General features: G+C 70.5%; 19 protein-coding genes. 9 read left to right on the top strand and 10 right to left on the bottom strand.

Annotation, left to right across the window (positions count from 1 at the left end; all coding sequences use genetic code 11):
- Positions 1 to 91: 91 nt before the first annotated feature.
- From I601_RS03140 to hutU, 6 genes are all read left to right on the top strand, one after another.
- Complete coding sequence (locus I601_RS03140; protein ID WP_068106326.1) at positions 92 to 433, top strand: HPF/RaiA family ribosome-associated protein; 342 nt, start codon at positions 92 to 94, stop codon at positions 431 to 433.
- A 120-nt stretch (positions 434 to 553) separates the two neighbouring features.
- A complete protein-coding gene (locus I601_RS03135; protein ID WP_157519856.1) occupies positions 554 to 1,702 on the top strand; it encodes a baeRF3 domain-containing protein in 1,149 nt (382 codons plus the stop codon).
- 121 nt (positions 1,703 to 1,823) lie between these two features.
- The gene (locus I601_RS03130; RefSeq protein WP_068106321.1) at positions 1,824 to 2,399 is read left to right on the top strand and encodes a TetR/AcrR family transcriptional regulator; all 576 of its coding nucleotides are present in this window, start codon (positions 1,824 to 1,826) and stop codon (positions 2,397 to 2,399) included.
- An 11-nt stretch (positions 2,400 to 2,410) separates the two neighbouring features.
- A complete protein-coding gene (locus I601_RS03125; RefSeq protein ID WP_068106317.1) occupies positions 2,411 to 2,920 on the top strand; it encodes an SRPBCC family protein in 510 nt (169 codons plus the stop codon).
- A 119-nt stretch (positions 2,921 to 3,039) separates the two neighbouring features.
- Positions 3,040 to 4,626, top strand: coding sequence for a histidine ammonia-lyase (gene hutH, locus I601_RS03120; protein ID WP_068106314.1), 1,587 nt, complete (start codon positions 3,040 to 3,042; stop codon positions 4,624 to 4,626).
- The gene (gene hutU, locus I601_RS03115) at positions 4,623 to 6,284 is read left to right on the top strand and encodes a urocanate hydratase (protein WP_068106311.1); all 1,662 of its coding nucleotides are present in this window, start codon (positions 4,623 to 4,625) and stop codon (positions 6,282 to 6,284) included. The genes hutH and hutU overlap by 4 nt, the downstream gene beginning before the upstream one ends.
- On the opposite strand, the gene I601_RS03110 is transcribed toward hutU, so the two are convergent.
- Positions 6,281 to 6,616 carry a TraR/DksA family transcriptional regulator gene (locus tag I601_RS03110; RefSeq protein WP_084527069.1) on the bottom strand — a complete coding sequence of 112 codons (336 nt, stop codon included), beginning with the start codon at positions 6,614 to 6,616 and terminating at the stop codon, positions 6,281 to 6,283. The genes hutU and I601_RS03110 overlap by 4 nt on opposite strands.
- A 73-nt stretch (positions 6,617 to 6,689) precedes the next feature.
- A complete protein-coding gene (locus I601_RS21055) occupies positions 6,690 to 6,854 on the bottom strand; it encodes a hypothetical protein (protein WP_157519854.1) in 165 nt (54 codons plus the stop codon).
- A gap of 590 nt (positions 6,855 to 7,444) precedes the next feature.
- On the opposite strand from I601_RS21055, the gene I601_RS03105 reads away from it, so the two are divergent.
- Positions 7,445 to 8,617: a hypothetical protein gene (locus I601_RS03105; protein ID WP_068106307.1), complete on the top strand. Its 1,173-nt coding sequence runs from the start codon at positions 7,445 to 7,447 to the stop codon at positions 8,615 to 8,617.
- Positions 8,618 to 8,730: 113 nt separating this feature from the next.
- Positions 8,731 to 9,183, top strand: coding sequence for a hypothetical protein (locus tag I601_RS21050; RefSeq protein ID WP_169834653.1), 453 nt, complete (start codon positions 8,731 to 8,733; stop codon positions 9,181 to 9,183).
- Between the two features lie 460 nt (positions 9,184 to 9,643).
- On the opposite strand, the gene I601_RS03095 is transcribed toward I601_RS21050, so the two are convergent.
- Together I601_RS03095 and I601_RS03090 are read right to left on the bottom strand one after the other, a co-directional pair.
- Positions 9,644 to 10,399 (bottom strand): tyrosine-type recombinase/integrase, encoded by a 756-nt coding sequence (locus I601_RS03095; protein WP_237089536.1) that lies wholly within the window; start codon positions 10,397 to 10,399, stop codon positions 9,644 to 9,646.
- A gap of 334 nt (positions 10,400 to 10,733) precedes the next feature.
- Positions 10,734 to 11,108 carry a hypothetical protein gene (locus I601_RS03090; RefSeq protein WP_157519850.1) on the bottom strand — a complete coding sequence of 125 codons (375 nt, stop codon included), beginning with the start codon at positions 11,106 to 11,108 and terminating at the stop codon, positions 10,734 to 10,736.
- A gap of 325 nt (positions 11,109 to 11,433) precedes the next feature.
- Between I601_RS03090 and I601_RS03085 the strand changes: the two genes are divergently transcribed.
- Positions 11,434 to 12,612, top strand: coding sequence for an IS110 family RNA-guided transposase (locus I601_RS03085; RefSeq protein WP_157519848.1), 1,179 nt, complete (start codon positions 11,434 to 11,436; stop codon positions 12,610 to 12,612).
- Positions 12,613 to 12,706: 94 nt separating this feature from the next.
- Here I601_RS03085 and I601_RS03080 read toward each other — a convergent pair whose 3' ends face one another.
- From I601_RS03080 to I601_RS03055, 6 genes are read right to left on the bottom strand one after another with little or no spacing between them, the layout of a single operon-like run.
- Complete coding sequence (locus I601_RS03080; protein WP_068106298.1) at positions 12,707 to 13,498, bottom strand: PaaI family thioesterase; 792 nt, start codon at positions 13,496 to 13,498, stop codon at positions 12,707 to 12,709.
- Between the two features lie 2 nt (positions 13,499 to 13,500).
- Positions 13,501 to 14,574 (bottom strand): acyl-CoA dehydrogenase family protein, encoded by a 1,074-nt coding sequence (locus tag I601_RS03075; protein WP_068106295.1) that lies wholly within the window; start codon positions 14,572 to 14,574, stop codon positions 13,501 to 13,503.
- Entirely contained in the window at positions 14,574 to 15,542 is a 969-nt protein-coding gene (locus tag I601_RS03070) for an acyl-CoA dehydrogenase family protein (RefSeq protein ID WP_068106292.1), read from the bottom strand. Before I601_RS03070 ends, I601_RS03075 begins: the two co-directional genes overlap by 1 nt.
- Entirely contained in the window at positions 15,539 to 16,693 is a 1,155-nt protein-coding gene (locus I601_RS03065) for an acyl-CoA dehydrogenase family protein (RefSeq protein ID WP_068106290.1), read from the bottom strand. The genes I601_RS03070 and I601_RS03065 overlap by 4 nt, the downstream gene beginning before the upstream one ends.
- The gene (locus I601_RS03060) at positions 16,693 to 17,580 is read right to left on the bottom strand and encodes an enoyl-CoA hydratase (RefSeq protein ID WP_068106287.1); all 888 of its coding nucleotides are present in this window, start codon (positions 17,578 to 17,580) and stop codon (positions 16,693 to 16,695) included. The genes I601_RS03065 and I601_RS03060 overlap by 1 nt, the downstream gene beginning before the upstream one ends.
- Positions 17,577 to 19,136 carry a FadD3 family acyl-CoA ligase gene (locus tag I601_RS03055; protein WP_237089535.1) on the bottom strand — a complete coding sequence of 520 codons (1,560 nt, stop codon included), beginning with the start codon at positions 19,134 to 19,136 and terminating at the stop codon, positions 17,577 to 17,579. The genes I601_RS03060 and I601_RS03055 overlap by 4 nt, the downstream gene beginning before the upstream one ends.
- Positions 19,137 to 19,150 lie beyond the last annotated feature (14 nt).

Here is a 19,150-nt window from a genome sequence, read left to right as displayed (position 1 = left end):
CCCTGGTGCGGGGACCTCGACGACCGCAGACTCAGAGCGCATCGTCCACCGAGGCCCTCGGCTCCAGCCTCTCCAGCGAGAAGGAGATCACATGAAGGTCCAGGTCAACACCGACACGAACGTCGACGTCCACGAGGCACGCAGCGACGAGATCACCGCCGAGATCGCGCAGTCGTTGGCGAGGTTCGAGGACCGCGTGACGCGAGTCGAGGTCCACCTCGGCAACGAGAGCGCCGGCCGCCCGACGGGGGACGACTTCCGTTGCCTGATCGAGGCTCGGCCGGCGGGCATGGACCCCATCGCGGTGACCCACCATGCCGCGACTCTCACCGACGCGCTGAGCGGCGCCACGGACAGGATCGAGGCTCGACTGACCAGCACGTTCGAACGCAAGGAGGGCCACGAGTCGCGGGACACGATCCGGGGTCACTAGGACCCCGCTCACCCGTGGCGCGGATCGACCGATGGCGAGCGTGCGTCCAGGGTCTTAGGGCCCTGGTGGGACGCGTGCGGCACCGGGCAGGCTCGTGTCCACTGCGACGAAGGGATGTCCATGCACCTGCTGACCCGCACGGAGCTCACGCTGCTCGCCGAGCCGGCACCCGGAGAGCCCCAGGTGTCGTTGTTCATGCCGACGCACCGCTTCGAGGGGGTGGACGCCGACCGGTTGCGGTGGAAGAACCTGCTCACCGGGATCGAGCGAGTGCTCGCCGACCAGCTGCGCCGCCCGCAGGTCGACGCGCTGCTCGCTCCGGCGCGTGAGCTGCTCGAGGACGCGGAGACCTGGCAGCACATGAGTGACGGGCTGGCGATGTTCCTGCGCCCGGACTGGCACCGGACCTACCGGGTCCCGGCCCCGATGCCGACGCTGGCCACGGTGGGGGAGCGGCTGGTGATGGGGCCGCTGCTGCGCCTGCTCTCCGGCGACGAGCACTTCCTGGTGCTGGCGCTGAGCCAACGCGAGATCCGCCTCATGGAGGGCAGCCGGCACAGCGTCGAGGAGGTCCGGCTCAGCGACGTCCCGACGAGCCTGAGGGACGTCGTCGAGCCGCAGGAGACGCGCTCGGACACGATGGCTCGACCCGCGGGGAACGCCGGCCGTGGCGGGCGTGCGGTGTTCTACGGCCACGGCGCCGGCGACCGGCACCTGAAGGACGACGAGGTGGTCCGCTTCCTGCGGGCCGTCTCGACGGGTCTCGAGGACGCGCTGAGCGGGGTGACCTCGCCGATGGTGCTGGTGGGGCTGCCCCAGCTCGTCGGTGCCTACCGCGAGGTCAACGGCTACGGGCACGTCCTCGACGAGGCGGTCGACCACAACCCCGACCAGCTCTCCGTGGAGGAGCTGCACGAGCGGGCCTGGCCCGTCGTCGAGCGCCGGCTGCGTGAGCGTCGGGCCGGCGTGATCGATCACTTCCACGAGCTGAACGGCACCGGCCGGGTCTCCAGCGACCTGCCCACGGTGGCGCAGGCGGCGGCCGAGGGCCGGGTCGAGACGCTGTTCGTCCAGGCCGACCCGTGGTGCTGGGAGGGAGTCTCCGACGACCCCGAGCCGGTCGTGCGGCTGGGCGGCGACGAGCGGTACGCCGCGTGCGAGGATCTCGACGCGGCGGCGGTGGCGACCCTCAGCAACGGCGGCCAGGTCCACGCCACCTCGCAGGTCGTCGCACCCGACAGCGAGGTAGCCGCGATCTTCCGCTACTGAGCGGGCCATCGCGCTGCTCCAGGTCCCTTCGGTCCTTCCGACCACGGCGCGACCGCACCCGCCGACCATCCGAGGCTCCGGGCGTTGCCACGAGGACATCGACTGAGACAGACTGCCCGATGTGTCTTACGATGACGGGCGGCGAACCGGTGCCAGGGTCGAGGTCGACGACCTCCTCGACGCCGCGGCCCGCGCGTTCGCGGAGCACGGGGTGGCGCGGACGACGATGATCGACGTGGCGCGGTCGGCCGGGTGCTCGCGCGCGACCCTGTACCGGTCCTTCCCGAGCCGCGAGGCCCTCCACCTGGCCTTCGTGCACCGGGCGGCGCTCCGCATCGCCGCGGACCTGGCGCCCGCCTCCGCCACGCGCAGCGCGGGCGCCATGGTCGACCTGGTCGCCGCCGGCATCGCCGCGATCCGCGCCGATCCGCTCCTCGCGGCGTGGTTCCAGCCGGAGAACGTGGCCATCCCGATCGCGGTGAGCCAGGACTCCGAGCTCCTGCGGACGATGACCACCGCCCTGGCGGGCGCGCTGGACCCCGACGCACGCTCGGGTGCGGAGGTCGAGCTGCGGGGCGCCTGGCTGCTGCGCTGCATCGTCTCGTTCCTGGCCATGCCCGCCGAGGATCCCAGCGTCGAGCGGGCGATGCTCGAGACGTTCGTGGCACCGCTGCTGGTGTCCCCGACCCCCCGATGAAGGAGCAGACCATGACCGTCCCCTGCGACAAGGTCGATGTCGAGTTCTTCGACACCGCGCCCAGCGTCCACCGAGCCCGGGTGGAGGTCGCGGCCACGCCGGAGCGGATCTTCGACCTCCTGCACGACGCCGAGGCGTGGGTGCGGTGGGCGTTCCCGATCACCGCGGTGGAGTGGACGTCGGGCTTCCCGCTCGAGGTCGGCTCGACGCGCACCGTGCACATGCGCGGCGGCCTGGTGGGCTACGAGGAGTTCATCGCCTACGAGCACGGCTCCCGGATGGCGTTCCGCTTCAACGAGGCCTCCAGGAAGGGTGTGCGGGCGTTCGCGGAGGACTACCGGGTGAGCGACCTCGGTGGCGGACGGAGCGCCGTGGAGTGGACGATGGCGATGGACACCGGCAGCACCCCGAAGCTGGTCGACCGGGTGGTCTCTCCGGTGATGACGGCCGGGCTGAGGTTCATGCTGCGCAGGTTCGCCAGGCTCGTAGAGTCGGACCACACGCCGGCCGGGAGCAGGTGATGGGGCCCACGCCGTGACCGGATGCGGCAGCGTCGGCCACGTCGACGAGTCTGGTATCCGAGACGACTTCACCGGTGCGAGGCTGGTGGAGCGGTCGTCCGCAGCCGGACGATGGGGGCATGGCAGCTCCCGAGACCTCCAGCACCGCGCCGTCGACGATCACCGTGGGCGTCGGCCCGGTCACGCCCGAGGACGTGGTGGCGGTGACCCGTGGCGGGGCCGGTGTGCGGCTCGGCGACGACGCCGTCGCAGCGATCCACCGGGCCCGTGCGGTGGTCGAGGAGCTGGCCGCGGCGAGCACGCCGGCGTACGGCATCTCGACCGGGTTCGGCGCGCTGGCGACCCGGCACATCCCCACCGACATGCGCGCCCAGCTGCAGCGCTCCCTGGTGCGCTCGCACGCGGCCGGATCCGGGCCCGAGGTGGAGGTCGAGGTGACGCGGGGGCTGATGCTGCTGCGCCTGTCCACCCTCGCGACCGGGCACACCGGCATCCGGCTCGAGACCGCGCAGCTGCTCGCCGACCTGCTCACCCACCGGATCACGCCCGTCGTCCACGAGTACGGCTCGCTCGGCTGCTCCGGCGACCTCGCGCCGCTGTCCCACTGCGCCCTGGCGCTGATGGGCGAGGGGTCGGTGCGCGACGCCGCCGGCGACCTCGTGCCGGCCGCCGACGCGCTGGCCGCCGCCGGTCTCGCCCCCGTCGAGCTGGCCGCGAAGGAGGGCCTCGCGCTCATCAACGGCACCGACGGCATGCTCGGCATGCTGGTGCTGGCGATCGCCGACCTGCGGATGCTGCTGCGCACCGCCGACGTCGCCGCCGCGATGTCGGTGGAGGGCCAGCTGGCCACCGACCGGGTCTTCGACGCCGACCTCCAGGCGCTGCGTCCGCACCCCGGCCAGGCCGCCTCCGCGGCCAACCTGGTGCGCCTGCTCGACGGCTCCGGCGTCGTCGCCTCCCACCGTGGCCCCGACTGCCACCGGGTGCAGGACGCCTACTCGCTGCGTTGCTCCCCGCAGGTGCACGGTGCTGCGCGCGACACCGTCGAGCACTGCGACCTCGTCGCCTCGCGTGAGTTGGCCAGCGCCGTGGACAACCCCGTGGTGCTGGCCGCCGACGACGGGCCGGGCGGGCGGGTGGAGTCGAACGGCAACTTTCACGGCGCCCCGGTCGCCTACGCGCTGGACTTCCTGGCCATCGTCGCCGCCGACGTCGCCTCGATCAGCGAGCGGCGCACCGACCGGTTCCTCGACAAGACCCGCAACCACGGGTTGCCGCCCTTCCTGGCCCACGACCCCGGGGTCGACTCCGGACTGATGATCGCGCAGTACACCCAGGCCGCGGTCGTCTCGGAGATGAAGCGCCTGGCCGCGCCTGCGTCGGTCGACTCGATCCCCAGCAGCGCCATGCAGGAGGACCACGTGTCGATGGGCTGGTCGGCGGCGCGCAAGCTGCGCCGCGCCGTCGACGGGCTGACCCGGGTGGTGGCCATCGAGGTGCTCACCGCCGCCCGCGCGCTCGACCTGCGCGCTCCGCTCGAGCCCTCGCCCGCCACCGCCGCTGTCGTCGCGCTGCTGCGCGAGGCCGGGGTCGAGGGCCCCGGCCCCGACCGCCACCTGTCCCCGGAGATCGAGACCGCCGTCGGCCTGGTCGCCTCCGGAGCCGTCCTGTCCGCCGTCGAGCACCAGATCGGAGCCCTCGCATGAGCGCCGCCAACCCCCGCCTGCCCATCCACGCCGCCACCGGCACCGAGCTCTCGGCCCGCTCGTGGCAGACCGAGGCGCCACTGCGGATGCTGATGAACAACCTCGACCCGGCGAACGCCGAACGACCCGAGGACCTCGTCGTCTACGGCGGCACCGGCAAGGCGGCGCGCAGCTGGGCGGCGTACGACGCCCTCGTGCGCAGCCTGCGCGACCTCGCCGACGACGAGACGCTGCTCGTGCAGTCGGGCAAGCCGGTCGGCATCATGCGCACCCACGAGTGGGCGCCGCGGGTGCTGATCGCCAACTCCAACCTGGTCGGCGACTGGGCCAACTGGGAGGAGTTCCGCCGCCTCGAGGACCTCGGGCTGACCATGTACGGCCAGATGACGGCCGGCTCGTGGATCTACATCGGCACCCAGGGCATCCTGCAGGGCACCTTCGAGACCTTCGCCGCTGTGGCCGACAAGCGCTTCTCGGGGACCCTGGCGGGGACGATCACCGTCACCGCCGGGCTCGGCGGGATGGGCGGCGCCCAGCCGCTCGCCGTCACCATGAACGACGGCGTGGCGATCTGCATCGAGTGCGACCAGGCCCGCATCGAGCGCCGCATCGAGCACCGCTACCTCGACGTGCAGGCCGACTCCCTCGACCACGCCCTCGAGCTGGCGGTGGCGGCCCGCGACGAGCGTCGCCCGCTGTCCATCGGTGTGCTCGGCAACGCCGCGGTGCTGCTGCCCGAGCTGCTCGAGCGCGGTGCGCCGATCGACATCGTCACCGATCAGACCTCGGCCCACGACCCGCTCTACTACCTGCCGGCCGGGACCGCCTTCGAGGACTGGGAGCGCGAGCGCACCGAGGACCCGGCGGGCTTCACGCTGCGCGCGCAGGCGTCCATGGCGACCCACGTGCGGGCGATGGTGGAGCTCCAGGACGGCGGCGCCGAGGTCTTCGACTACGGCAACTCCATCCGCGACGAGGCGCGCAAGGGCGGCTACGACCGGGCCTTCGAGTTCCCGGGCTTCGTGCCCGCCTACATCCGACCGCTCTTCTGCGAGGGCAAGGGGCCCTTCCGGTGGGCCGCGCTCTCCGGGGACCCGGCCGACATCGCCGCCACCGACAGGGCGATCCTCGAGCTGTTCCCCGACAACGAGCGGCTGCACAAGTGGATCACCATGGCCGGGGAGCGGGTCGCCTTCCAGGGCCTGCCGGCACGGATCTGCTGGCTCGGGTACGGCGAGCGGCACCTCGCCGGGCTGAAGTTCAACGAGATGGTCGCCTCGGGCGAGCTCAAGGCGCCCGTGGTGATCGGGCGCGACCACCTCGACTGCGGCTCGGTGGCCTCGCCCTACCGCGAGACCGAGGCGATGCTCGACGGCTCCGACGCGATCGCCGACTGGGCGCTGCTCAACGCGCTCGTCAACACCGCCTCGGGCGCCACCTGGGTCTCGATCCACCACGGCGGCGGCGTCGGGATGGGCCGCTCGATCCACGCGGGCCAGGTCTGTGTCGCCGACGGCACCGACCTGGCCGCGCAGAAGATCGAGCGGGTGCTGACCAACGACCCCGGGATGGGCGTGATCCGCCACGTGGACGCGGGCTACGACCGCGCCGTCGAGGTGGCCGCGGAGCGCGACGTGCGCATCCCGATGGAGGACTAGCGGCGTCGCTGGCAGGGCTCGCAGTCGAGGGTCCAGGCGCAGTGCTCGAGCCGCGCCAGCGGGATCAGGCCGCCGCAGGTGACGCAGTCGCCGTAGGTGCCGGCGTCCATGCGGTCGAGGGCCGTGTGGATCTCGGCGAGGATGCGCCGGACGCAGGCCTTGTGCGCCGCGGCGACCCGGTCGTCCGGGTCGCTCAGCGGGGGCAGCTGGGCCAGCTGGTTGGTGCGGGCGTACGCCGCCTTGAGCAGGACGGGGCGCAGCTGGTCGGGGAAGCGACGGCGCGCGGTGGACGCGGCGGACGCGGTGGACGTGGTGGGGAAGGACAGGGACATGCGTGCTCCTCGGACAGCAAGGGGGACGCACCGGCACGACCGGTGCGTGGGGTCGACGTGACGCGCGGCGGCGTCAGTACGACGACGGCGGAGCGCGGTCGACGCTGCGGTGCAGCACGTCGAGACCACGGCAGCCACGCGCCAGCTCGCCCGCGATGATCGCGAGGAGGGCGGCGCCGGCGGGCACGTGCGACGGCTCGGCCGTCCCCGTCTGCTCCGCTGCCCACTGCCTGGTCATGGCCCGACCATAGGCCAGTCCCTCAGGTTCGGCCAGCCGCCGTCCTGGGGGCTGTGGAGGGCCACTCTTGATCGCCAGCAAGGGGTGACGGATGGCCGAAAATCCAGAGGCCCAGCACCTTCCCAGCTTCCTGCGCGGGCGCCCTCAAGGCGGCACGAGGGTGCGGTTCGACACGCTGGCGGAACTAGGCAATGAGCAGCGTGACGCGTGCTTCGGCGCGGTAGGACGGGTCCGCTCACCACCTGCACTCGTTCGACGTCTTCGCTTCCGGTTGTTTGAATGCGCGTGATACGCATTGTGGTGACGCGGCGCGTGTCCGTCGGCTCACCGGCTGACTTTGCTTCACGACCGACAACCAGCAGGGTGCTACCAAAGCGCCTGACCTGAAGACGTCTCACGCGGGCAGAAATTCACCCGCTCTGGCTATTCCGCGGGGCAGGACCGTGTGGCATGCTCCGCTCACCGCTGTCACCGCTGTCATCGGGGGCAGCGGTTGCGAACGGGGAAAACAGTTGAATATGCACAGCCGCGCTCTCGTGGGCTTAGCAAGTGGCACACTGATCGCTCTTGTGGCGTCTACCGTGTATCCAGTGTCGACGGCTTCGGCCGAGACCGGCGAGACCATCGTTCGAGGGCAGGTGCTCTCACGTGACGGGACTCCCGCGCCTTTCGCCCCCATCCAAGCGTCTGCGCTGCGTCCAGTAAAGGACGGTGTACAGCACACGACATTCCTCGGAGATGACGTTACCGATAGTGAGGGGCGGTTCGAGATCCTCCTCGAGCAAACGCCAACTGCCACCGTGGAAGCCGTCGAGGTTACAGCGGTTGTCGACGGAGCGAGTTTGATAGATAACTTCCCGATGGAGAACACCGCCCACCAGCGAGTGTCCAAGACCGCTCGGCAGTTCGTCGCCCGGGCGGGCATCCCCAGCGGGATCACGCTGCAGTCGGGGATGGGTCTCGTCATGGCACCGGCGCGCACGGCATCGGCGCGTGGTAGCGCCTACTCCGCCTCCAGCGCCTTCGGGGGCGAGGCGCCCATCGTGGCAGCACCCGAGCAGGTGGATCAGGCCGTGGACGAGCCAGACGCCACGGACAGCCCTGACGTCGATGCCGTTGAGGGGAACAGCAGCGACTGCAGTGGGGGCTACTACATCTGGGTTTCAAAGAGCAAGCGCAAGAGTGTTTGGGCACCCCTCAAGACATCGAAGACCTTAGGCAAGTCCAGGTTGTTCTATCACTGGACGACGTCGAAAAAAACCGACCTTGAAATCGCAATTAATCCGGAAGGCGGCTCCAACTACGGGGGCGGCTTGTCTTCATCTAGCACTGAACTTAGCGACCTTTCCATCAAGCCGGATTGGCCCAACAGTACTTCAAAAATGGTTCGCATGAAGTGGCGATACCGGAAGCATCAGCGCATGTGCTATTACGCAGGCGAGCCGGGCACCACCGTCGCTCAAGACGTCTTCAAGTGGGTCCCTGAAAAGGCCATGGAGTACACAAAGGGCGAATACAACAACCCCACCTTCACGTGCAACACGAAAGGCCCCATTTCGGCGCGTACTGAGTTCACCCAATCAGCAAAGGTGACCTGGGGAGGATGGTTCGAGATCATCGGCGTCAGAATGGATAACACCCAGACGCAAGAGACCGTGACGAAACTTGTCGTCGACCCCGACTCTGGCCAGACGGCCAGATACTGCGGAAGCAACAGTTCGGGCCTAGGAACGTCCGCTTTCGTGAGGGAGATCTCGTCCTGACCAGAGGGTCGACCACGGCGGCACTCGTTGTCGCCGTGGTCATGGCCGCTCTGGCCTCATCGTGTAGCGGATCGCTACCCAAGAACAATCCCGAGACGCTCGAGAGCGGCCCCATGACTGGACAGCCGCCTCACACCTCCTACTTCGTCGTGGAGCGCGGGCAAGTCTTTAGCGATGGACTTGAGGTTATTTCCGTACCGGAGGAGGCGACCGTCACTGATGTCACCGTTCAAGGCGGCGAGGAGGCTGTTGAGTTCCTAGGCGCACGCTTGGGGCTTCCTGGGCGGCCAGATGACTTCAACCAGCGAATGGAGGGCTACCCGCCAGCGGCCGTGCCTCGTCGCTTCCAAAGCCCTGCCGAGGGGGCGACACTGCTCGCGGGCAAGAGTTACATGGTCATTCTTGGATTCGAAGTGCACGAGCCTGTGATAGCCCTAAGGGAGGGCATCACAATCGAGTACACGATTGGAGATGTCGCGTACTCCAAGTTTCTACCGGCGAGGCAGGTAACTTGCCCGCCAGCGCTGACAGATACCAAGTGTGCTCGCCTTCACGCGAATGGTTGACAGGGCACGGCCGGTACTCAACCGCGGGTCGAGAGCCCAACTCGTGTTGCAGTCGCTTCGCAAGTTCTCGTGCGCAGGCATCGAGGGCTTGCATTCGCTTCGTCGTCCTCCGCGCTCGGAGTCGCGTAAAGGGCATCCATGTCGAAGCCCCACCTGCCGAGATCCACGATAAGTCAGTCGCTCAACCCAAGTGCTTCGCGTAACCACTCAGGTTCCTCAGGCAGTAGCCCCTCGGCATCCCACAGCGGAATCCGCACGCTGTAGTCCCACTGATGTGGATGATCCGCAGCCTCGTCTTCGTCAGTAGCGGCAAGCCGCTCCGCCGACCCGTACGCGCCGTGCGGGTAGTCGCCGGCGTACACATCGGCGGAACCTCATCGTCGCTCGTCGGCAGGACAACAGTTCACCGCGAATCCGTGCGCTCATCGGCACGAGCGCGCGAGGCTTGTCACGGCCCAGGTCAGGTAGCCGAGGCCATGTAGGCGGCCAGGATGTAGTTGGGGTGGCGATCGAGGTTCGTGCGTGCTCGGTCGTATCGCATGGTGGTGCGGGGGTCGGCGTGGCGGGCAGCAATCTGAACGTCGCGCAGATCGACTCCGGCGTCGAGCATGGTGGTGACGAAGGTGTGCCTGAGCATGTGGGGATGCATGCGCTCGATGGTGATGCCAGACGTCTTGGCGAGTCTTCGTAGTCGACGGGTCGCGGCGTGACGGTCCATGCGTCGGCCTTCGCGGTTGAGTAGCAGCGGGCCGCTTTCGCGGTGTCCGGCAGTTCGATCGATGGCTCGGCTTACCGCGGGTGAAAGTGGCACCAGGACGACCTTGTCGCCTTTGCCATGGACGCGGAGCACTCGGTGGCCGCGGACTTCGCTGAGTGCGTCGATGTCGGCGCCGGTGGCCTCGAAGATGCGTAGTCCGAGCAAACCCAACATGGCGACCAGAGCGAAGTCGTTGACGTTGCTGGAGTCGCGGGCAGCGGTGAGCATCGCCTCGAACTGCAGGTGGCTTAGCCCAAGGGTTGGCGACTCGGGGGTCACCTTCGGTCGGCGGACGTACTCGGCTGGGGAGTGCTCGAGAACGCCGTCGATGACGCAGGTCCGGTAGAAGCCCGTCAGGACCGACAGGCGTCGGGACACCGTGGAGGGCTTGAGCTGCCGAACTTCCTGCATCCATCGCAGGAAGAGCTCGATGTGAGCTCGAGTGGCCTGCAGCGGCAAGAGGCCGTGGTCGCGGCACCACGCCAGGTAGGTGTTCAGGTCGGAGGCGGTGTGGGTGCGGCTCTGGCCCTTCTAGCGGGCGAGGTGTGCGGCAACAGCCAGATGAAGGACCTGGTCGTTGATGTCGATAGTCACGGGGAGTGCGGCGTCAGCAGTCATCACTTCAGCAAGAACCTGCATCGTGAAGCCGTCAACGCCGTGGCGGACAGATGCTGGTCAATGGCGGCGGTGGGATCTGGCACTGGTGGCAGGCAAGTACTTGAACAGCAGCACTAGCTGCCCCGTCCGCTGGTCGTCGAAACCGAGCGGACAGCGGCAAGAGCGTGCGTCGCCGCTAGACCATCAACCAGACGCCGTAAGCGACCGCTAGGCACGCTGTGGCTGCCCACGCGCCGGTGCGGGTAGAGAGCGCTGCAAGGCTGGACCAGAGTGCTGGAATCAGGAACCACGGCGGCGCATCGACCCAGAACAGGGCACTACTTCCCAGTCCCACAACGAGCGTCGCGGCAGCACGCAACGGCACGGACGTTCGGGCGAACGAGTCGCAGACCCCGAACCAGATGACCAGGGTGAACAACGCTAATGCGAGCACAGCCGGGATGTACGCCAGCCACGGCGTGAAGCCGAACCCGCCCAAACCAACTACCGCGCACCCCAGAGCCAGCGGTCCGGCGATCCCTTGCCGAGCCGAAGGTCCGTCGTCCGCCACGATGATGAGACTATCCAGACGAAACTCCCACAGTGGCCAGCCAAGTGTTCATCCGGCCACTTCCGACGCCGAGTTCCAACGGGCGTCCGCTCATCGGCTGCTTGTTCCATTGACCTCAGAACCGGTGCCTGGCGAGGCTCGGTTCAGGCGCCCGGGCCGTCGCTCTCACATCGGCTGCCCACGCTGGTCGTGTGGCTCTCATTTGGCCTGCGCGGCCCGGGCGTCGCCAGGGTCAGGAGAGGCTCAAGAGGGGCTTGCACAGCTCGAAGCAGCGTTGCCCTCCCGACTCGACAACCACTGGGTGATCGAGGCAGGAGGACAAGGCATGACGAACAGCGGCGAGCGGGTCGTGATCGGGATGGATCCGCACAAGAGATCGGTGACCATCGAGGTCATGGCTGCCGATGAGCAGGTGTTGGGCGGTGGCCGATTCGGCACCGACGCCGCCGGCTTCAAGGCGATGCTCGACTACGCGAGCCGGTGGCCGAACCGGGTCTGGGCCATCGAGGGCTGCAACGGCATCGGACGCCACGTCGCCATGCGGCTACTGGCTGAGGGTCACGAGGTCGTCGACGTCCCACCGAAGCTGTCTGCTCGTGCGCGGGTCTTCGCCACCGGTCAAGGACGCAAGACCGACGCCACTGACGCCCACTCCGTTGCCCTGGTCGGCACCCGGATGGCGGGGCTTCGTCCGGTGGTCAACGATGAGCAGCTCGCCGTGCTCCGACTCCTGGTGGACCGCCGCAGATCGCTGGGCGATGACCACACGCGGATGATCTCCCAGCTCCACCAGCTACTGCTGGAACTGATCCCCGGCGGTGCGAAGAAGGACCTGTCCGCCGCCCAGGCCAAGGCTCTGCTGGCCACAGTTCGTCCCCGCGACACCGCGGGCAAGGCACGCCGCCGGGTCGCTGCCGAGCTGATCGCGGACCTTGAACGGGTCTACGCGCGAAAGAAGGCCGCGGACAAGGAGCTCAAGGAGCTGCTCGCTGAGACCGGGACGAGCCTGATGAACCTGCACGGCATCGGCCCGTCTGGTGCCGCACGGTTGCTCGTCGAGGTCAGTGAGATCACCCGGTTCCCCAACCGAGACCACTTCGCGTCCTGGAACGGCACCGCCCCCATCGACGCCTCCTCCGGCGACAACGTCCGGCATCGGCTATCGCGGGCTGGGAACCGGCAGATCAACCGGGTCCTGCACATCATGGCCACCGTCCAGCTGCGCAACGACACCGAGGGACGTGCCTACTTCGACCGCCGCAAAGCCGAGGGGAAGACGTCGATGGAGGCCATGCGCGCATTGAAACGACGGCTCTCGAACATCGTCTACAAGACCATGCTCGACGACGCCGTGAGAGCGAAGGCGACGGGCCCGGGAGGGCAACGAGGTAGCGACTCTGACTCCAGCGCGACCGGCTCACAACCCCAACACCGGCTCTTCGGACAAGCCACTCCAGGACCCGTCACCACCCAGCCTAGAACGCCCCTGCCCCGGGTGTCTTGACACAGAGGGGAGCCATGAGCGGGCGCTTCTCCTCGCGGAGCGGGCGCCCTTCTTCTAGTCCAAGTACCCCCCGTGCTGGCGACCAGTGGGCCGCTCAGGTGGCCTGCAGGACCACCCTGACCAGGGCGCACGCGCGACCTTGCGCGTGCGCGACCACGTCGACGACGGCCAGGCTGCGGCCCCGGTGCTGCACGCTCGGGCGCAGCTCGACCTCGGCGCCGCCAGGGACGGCGCGCAGGTAGGTGACGTGCACCGACGCGGTCGGCAGCGCGGGGCCGCCGTCCCGGTCGACGGCGTGGTGCGCGGCGGCCTCGGCGGCAGCGAGGATCACGCCGCCGTGCAGGTTGCCCATCGCGTTGCACAGGTGCGGGGCGGCGGGGTGGACCAGGTGGGCGGGACCCTCCTGCAGACCCAGCAGCGCCGCCAGGGACGGGGCCTCGGGCAGCGGCGGGACGGGGGCCGGGGTGGTGCCTCCCTCTGCCGGGGAGCCGGCGGGGATCAGCCGGACGCGTTGGCGGCAGGCGAGGACCGGACGCCCGTGGTCGTCGAGGACCGAGCCGGTCACGAACCCGCTGTCGGGGCCGAGGTCGAGCCGGTCGGTGACCGCGCGTGCGACCGAGCCCGCCGCGGGCAGCGCCCCGAGCACGTCGAAGGCGATCTCGGTCGAGACCATGCCCCGGTCCTGGGCCGCGAAGGCCCAGAGGCTGAGCACGCTGTCGACGAGCAGGCCCAGCGCGCCCGCCGCCGGCGCCGCGTCGGGACCGCACACCCAGGGACCGATCGGCATCCGGCCGGTCGCGCCGTCCGGGACGTGGCGTCGGGTGACCGCGAAGGCCAGCTCGGCCGGCCCGGTCTCCCAGTCGTACGCCGCCCGGTCGCCGGACATCCTCAGGCCAGCACGGCGCGTCGGTGCTCGTGCGCCTGGCCGAAGAGCTGACCGAGGGCGTGCGCGCGCTTGAAGACCATCTGGGCGTCGTGCTCCCAGGTGATGGCGATGCCGCCGTGCAGCTGCACCGTGTCCGAGGCGATCTGGGACAGCGCGTCCGAGCAGTACGACCCGGCGCTCGCGGCGAGCCGGACGGCGTCGTCGTTGCCGACGGAGACGGCGTACGCCGCCGCCCACGAGATCGACCGCGAGGTCTCGACGAGCACCAGCATGTCGGCCATCCGGTGCTTGAGGGCCTGGAAGGACCCGATCGGGCGGCCGAACTGCACGCGCTCCTTGGAGTAGGCCACCGTCATGTCGAGCGCCCGCTGGCCGCAACCGACCTGCAGCGCGGCCACGCCGACGGTGCCGACCAGGTGGGCCCGGGCCAGGGCCCCGGTGGCGTCGGCGGCGACCAGCGTGGCCGGGCAGCCGTCGAGGACCAGCGTGGCCAGGCGCTGGGTGGTGTCCATCGCGGGCGTGTGGGTGCGGGTCAGGCCCGCCGCGGCGGGGTCGACCTCGAAGAGCGCGACCCCGTCGTCGGTGCGGGCCGCGACCAGGAGCACCTCGGCGCTGTCGCCGAAGAGCACGTCGGTGACGGTGCCGGTGAGCGTGTCGCCGTCGGCGTGCACGGGCTCGGTGCGCCCGGGGCCGCGCACGCCGGCCCACGCCAGGGTGGCCACCTCGCCGGCCGCGATGCGCGGCAGCAGCCGCGCGCAGGCGTCGGCATCACCGCTCGCGAGCAGGGCCTCGGAGGTGACCAGCGAGGCCAGCAGCGGCGAGGGGGCCAGCGAGCGGCCCAGCTCGTCGAGGACGACCAGGGTCTCGAAGACGGAGAAGCCGGCGCCGTCGTGCTCCTCGGGCACCGCCAGCGCCGCGGCCCCGATCTGCTCGCACAGCAGCTCCCACAGGGCCCGGTCGTAGCCGTCCCCGGACTCGGCAGCGGCTCGGACGGCGCCGCTGTCGGCCCGCTTGGCCAGCAGCGTGCGCAGGGTCGAGGCCAGCTCGACCTGCTCCTCGCTCAGTGCGAACTCCATCAGCCCCCGACCTCCTGCTCGGCGACCAGGGCAGCCAGCACCCGGTCGCGGTGGAAGGCGGTGGTGCCCCAGGCGGCGACCAGGGCGCGGACCTTGGTGATCCACAGGCTCAGGTCGAACTCCAGGGTGTAGCCGATCGCGCCGTGCACCTGCAGGCCCACCCGGGCCGCGAGGTACGCCGCGTCGGCGGCGGCGAGCTTGGCGGCCGAGACGTCGCGGGACAGGGTGCCGGGCTCGGCCAGCGCCGCGCCCTGGACCAGCGGCCGCGCGAAGTCGAGTGCGATCCGCACGTCGGCGAGCTGGTGCTTGATGGCCTGGTAGGAGCCGATCTCGCGGCCGAACTGCTTGCGCTGCTTCACGTAGGTGACCGAGTCGGCGAGGATCCGCTCGCCGGCGCCGAGCAGCTGCGCCGCGGTGGCGAGCACCGCGGTGTCGAAGGCCCGGTCGAGGTCGCCGGCGGTCTCCGCAGGGCTCGCGGACGTGACCGAGAACAGTCGGCGGGTGCCGTCGACCGAGGTGTGCTGCTCCCCGGCCTCCGCAGCGTGCAGCGCGCCGTCGACGACGGCGTACCGGTGCTCGGCCAGGTCGGCGTCGAGGGCGTAGGGCACGTGCGGGGCGACGGCGACGGTGCCGACGGCACCCTCGGCGAGCGCCTCGACGACCGGACCGGAGCCGAGGGCCAGCGGCAGGTAGGCGACCGACTCGACCCACGGCCCGGGCACCGCGTGCCTCCCGACCAGCTCGAGGGCCAGCACCATCTCGGTCGGGCTCGCGCCCATGCCGCCGTGCTCCTCGGGCACCAGCAGCGCGTGCACGCCCTGCTCGGCCAGGCGGCGCCACAGCGCCAGTCCGGCGGCGGTGTCACCCTCGGCCCAGCCGCGGGCGGCGGCGACGGTGTCGGCGCCGGCCAGCAGCCGGTCCAGGGACGCAGTGAAGTCCTCCTGCTCGGAGGTGGGGACGAACCTCATCGACCGGTTCCCTTCGGCTCGCGCGGCAGGCCGAGGATGCGCTCGGCGACGATGTTGCGCTGGATCTCGTTGGTGCCGGCGTAGATCGGCCCGGACAGCGAGAAGAGGTAGCCGTCCAGCCACCGCGAGTCGACCTCGGACTCGGGGCCGAGCAGGTCGAGCGCCGTCTCGTGCAGCGCGATGTCCAGCTCGGACCAGAAGACCTTGTTCACCGAGCCGGCCGCCCCCATCTCGCCGCCGCCGGCGAGGCGGGTCACGGTGCCCCAGGTGTACAGGCGGTAGGACTGGGCCTTGACCCAGGCGTCGACGACGCCGTGGGCGGCCGAGGGCACCGCCTCGCCGTGCTCGCGCCACAGGGCGACGAGCCGGTCGGCGGCGGCGCAGAAGCGGCCGGGGGAGCGCAGCGAGAGGCCGCGCTCGTTGCCGGCGGTGCTCATCGCGACCCGCCAGCCGTCACCGGGGGCGCCGAGCACGTCGGCGTCGGGGACGAAGACGTCCTCGAAGAAGATCTCCGCGAAGCCAGGCTCGCCGTCGAGCTGGGCGATCGGGCGCACGGTGATGCCCGCGGCGTCGAGCGGGAAGAGGAAGTAGGTCAGCCCCGAGTGCCGCTGCGCCTCCGGGTCGGAGCGGAACAGCCCGAAGCCCCAGTCGGCGTACGCCGCACGCGAGGACCAGGTCTTCTGGCCGTTGAGGACCCAGCCGCCGCGGGCCTCGTCGTGTCGGGCGGTCGACTTCAGCGAGGCCAGGTCGGAGCCGGCCTCGGGCTCGGACCACGCCTGCGCCCAGACCTGCTCGCCGGTCGCCATCGAGGGCAGGAAGCGGGCCTGCTGCTCGGGGGTGCCGTGGTCGAAGACGATCGGGGCGAGCAGGAAGATCCCGTTCTGGGAGACCCGACCGGGGGCGCCGGCGCGGTAGTACTCCTCCTCGAAGATCACCCACTCGACCAGCGAGGCGCCGCGGCCGTGGAACTCCTCGGGCCAGGAGACGACCGACCAGCGGGCCTGGGCGAGGCGTGCCTCCCACTCCTGGTGGGCGCGGAACCCGGCCTCGGTGTCCATCGAGGGCAGCGGTGTGGTGGGCACGTGCGCGGCCAACCACTCCCGTGCCTCGGCCTGGAAGGCCAGCTCGTCGGGGCTGAGCGTCAGGTCCATCAGTCGTCCTCCGTCGGGGCCGTGCGGGACTTGTTGTGGGCGGCCATCTCGCGGGCACCGAGCCCGCCGAGCGAGTCGGCCGCGGTCTCACCGTTGTGGGCGTGGGCGAAGTGGTGCAGCCCGAAGACGCCGTCCATGCCCTGGCGCAGGCCCTGGGCGTCCTCGGCGAGGTTCACCGCGCGCTTGGTCAGGGCCAGGCCGAAGCGCGGCATCTGGGCGATCCGCTCGGCCATGGCCAGCACGGTCGGCTCCAGCTCGTCGCGGGCGACGACCTGGTTGACCATGCCGAGCTCCATCGCGCGGCGCGCCGAGAACCGGTCGCCGGTGAAGAGCAGCTCCTTGGCCGCGCGCGGGTTGAGCACCCACGGGTGCGCGAAGTACTCGACCCCGGGGATTCCCATCCGCACCACGGGGTCGGCGAAGAAGGCGTCGTCGGAGGCGATGATGAAGTCGCAGGACCAGGCGAGCATCAGCCCGCCGGCGATGCAGGCGCCGTGCACCATCGCGATCACGGGCTTGGGGACCTCGCGCCAGCGGCGGCACATCCCCAGGTAGACCTCGGACTCGCGGGCGAAGCGCGCGTCGCCGCCCTCCTTGTCGACGTGGTCCCACCAGATCACGGCGCGGCGCTCGAAGCTCTGGTCGACGTCGCGGCCCGGGGTGCCGATGTCGTGGCCGGCGCTGAAGTGCTCGCCGTTGCCGGACAGCACGATCACCTTGACCGCGTCGTCGTCGGTCGCGCGGCGCAGCGCGTCGTCGAGGGCGTAGGTCATCGCGGAGTTCTGGGCGTTGCGGTACTCCGGGCGGTTGAGCCGGATGCGCGCGACCGGGCCCTCGACGTCGTAGGTCACGACCGGGGCGGCCGGTCCCTCCTGGAAGGCGGTCATCCGCGGGCCCGCAGCTCGGGCTTGAGCACCTTGTGGGAGGCGTTGCGGGGCAGGTCGGGGACCATCTCGACGTGGCGCGGCACCTTGAAGTTGGCCAGCCGCTCGCGCAGGAACGCGACCACCTGCTCCTGGGTCAGGTCGGCTCCCTCGCGCTGGATGACGAAGGCCTTGCCGACCTCGCCCATCCGCTCGTCGGGGACCCCCACGACCGCGGCCTCGACCACGCCGTCGAGGCGGGCCAGGGCGGCCTCGACCTCGGCGGGGTAGACGTTGAAGCCGCCGGAGATGTACATGTCCTTGAGCCGGTCGGTGATGCGCATGTTGCCGTCGGCGTCGACGGTGCCGACGTCGCCGGTGTGCAGCCAGCCGTCGGCGTCGATCGCCGCGGCGGTGGCCTCCGGGTCGTCGAGGTAGCCCTGCATCACCATCGGTCCGCGCAGCTGGATCTCGCCGGCGGTGCCCGACTCGCAGACCTCGCCGGTCGCCGGGTCCACGACCCGCATCTCGAGGCCGTCGACCGCACGGCCGTTGGAGGTCGCGATGGCCTCGTCGGGGTCGCCCGGGCGGCACATCGTGGCGACCACGCACTCGGTCATGCCGAAGGCGGGGATCACCAGCTCGAAGGAGAGCTCGCTGAGCATCCGCTCGATGAGGCGCGGCGGGATGCTGGCCGAGCCCATGTTGGCCAGGCGCAGGGACGAGGTGTCGGTGGTCGCGAAGGCCGGCGACTCCAGCATGGAGTGGAAGATCGTCGGCGCGCCCGGGACGATCGTGAGGCGCTCCGCCTCGATCATCGCCAGCGCCGCGTCGGCGTCGAAGGCGGCCATCGGGTAGAGCGCGCAGCCGCTGACCACGCTCGCGATGATGCCGACCTTGTAGCCGTAGGAGTGGAAGAACGGGCTGATCACCAGGTAGCGGTCCTGCTCGGTGACCTGGCAGTTCTGCGTCCAGACCCGGGCCGCGGCCAGCGTCTGCGCGTGGGTGGTGAGCACGCCCTTGGAGCGACCGGTGGTGCCGGAGGTGAAGAGGATGTCGGCGATGTCGTCCGCGCCCACGCCGGTCGCGATCGCGTCGATGCCGCTGACGCCCGCGCCCAGGTCGGGCAGCGACGAGAAGGCGGTCGTGCCGGCGGCCGGGGTGGTGCCGATGCTCACGATCGCGGTGACGCGGCCCATCCCGGGCAGTGCGGTGCGCAGCTCCTCGACCTGGCTGCGGCCCAGGAAGCCGTCGGCCACCACGCACAGCCGGGCGCCGGAGCGCTCGACGATGTCGGCGACCTCCTCGCCCTTGTACCGGGTGTTGACCGGGACCAGCACGCCGCCGGCGTACGTCACGGCTAGCCCGGCGACGACCCACTCCCAGGTGTTGGGGGCCCACAGGCACACGGTGTCGCCGGGCTCGAGGCCCAGGGCGACGTAGCCGCGGGCGGTGTCCCGCACGGCTGCGTGCAGGTCGCGGAACGAGAGCGTGGTGGCGCCGTCGACCACCGCGGCCCGGTCGGCGTGCGCTGCGGCGGCGGCCCGCAGCGCTGCGGGCACGGTCTGTGGCTGGGTCACCGGTGTGCTCCTCA

The organism is Nocardioides dokdonensis FR1436 (assembly GCF_001653335.1).
GTDB lineage: Bacteria > Actinomycetota > Actinomycetes > Propionibacteriales > Nocardioidaceae > Nocardioides > Nocardioides dokdonensis.
The sequence above is the reverse complement of the archived record's forward strand: the minus strand, read 5'-3'. Positions and strand labels throughout refer to the sequence as shown.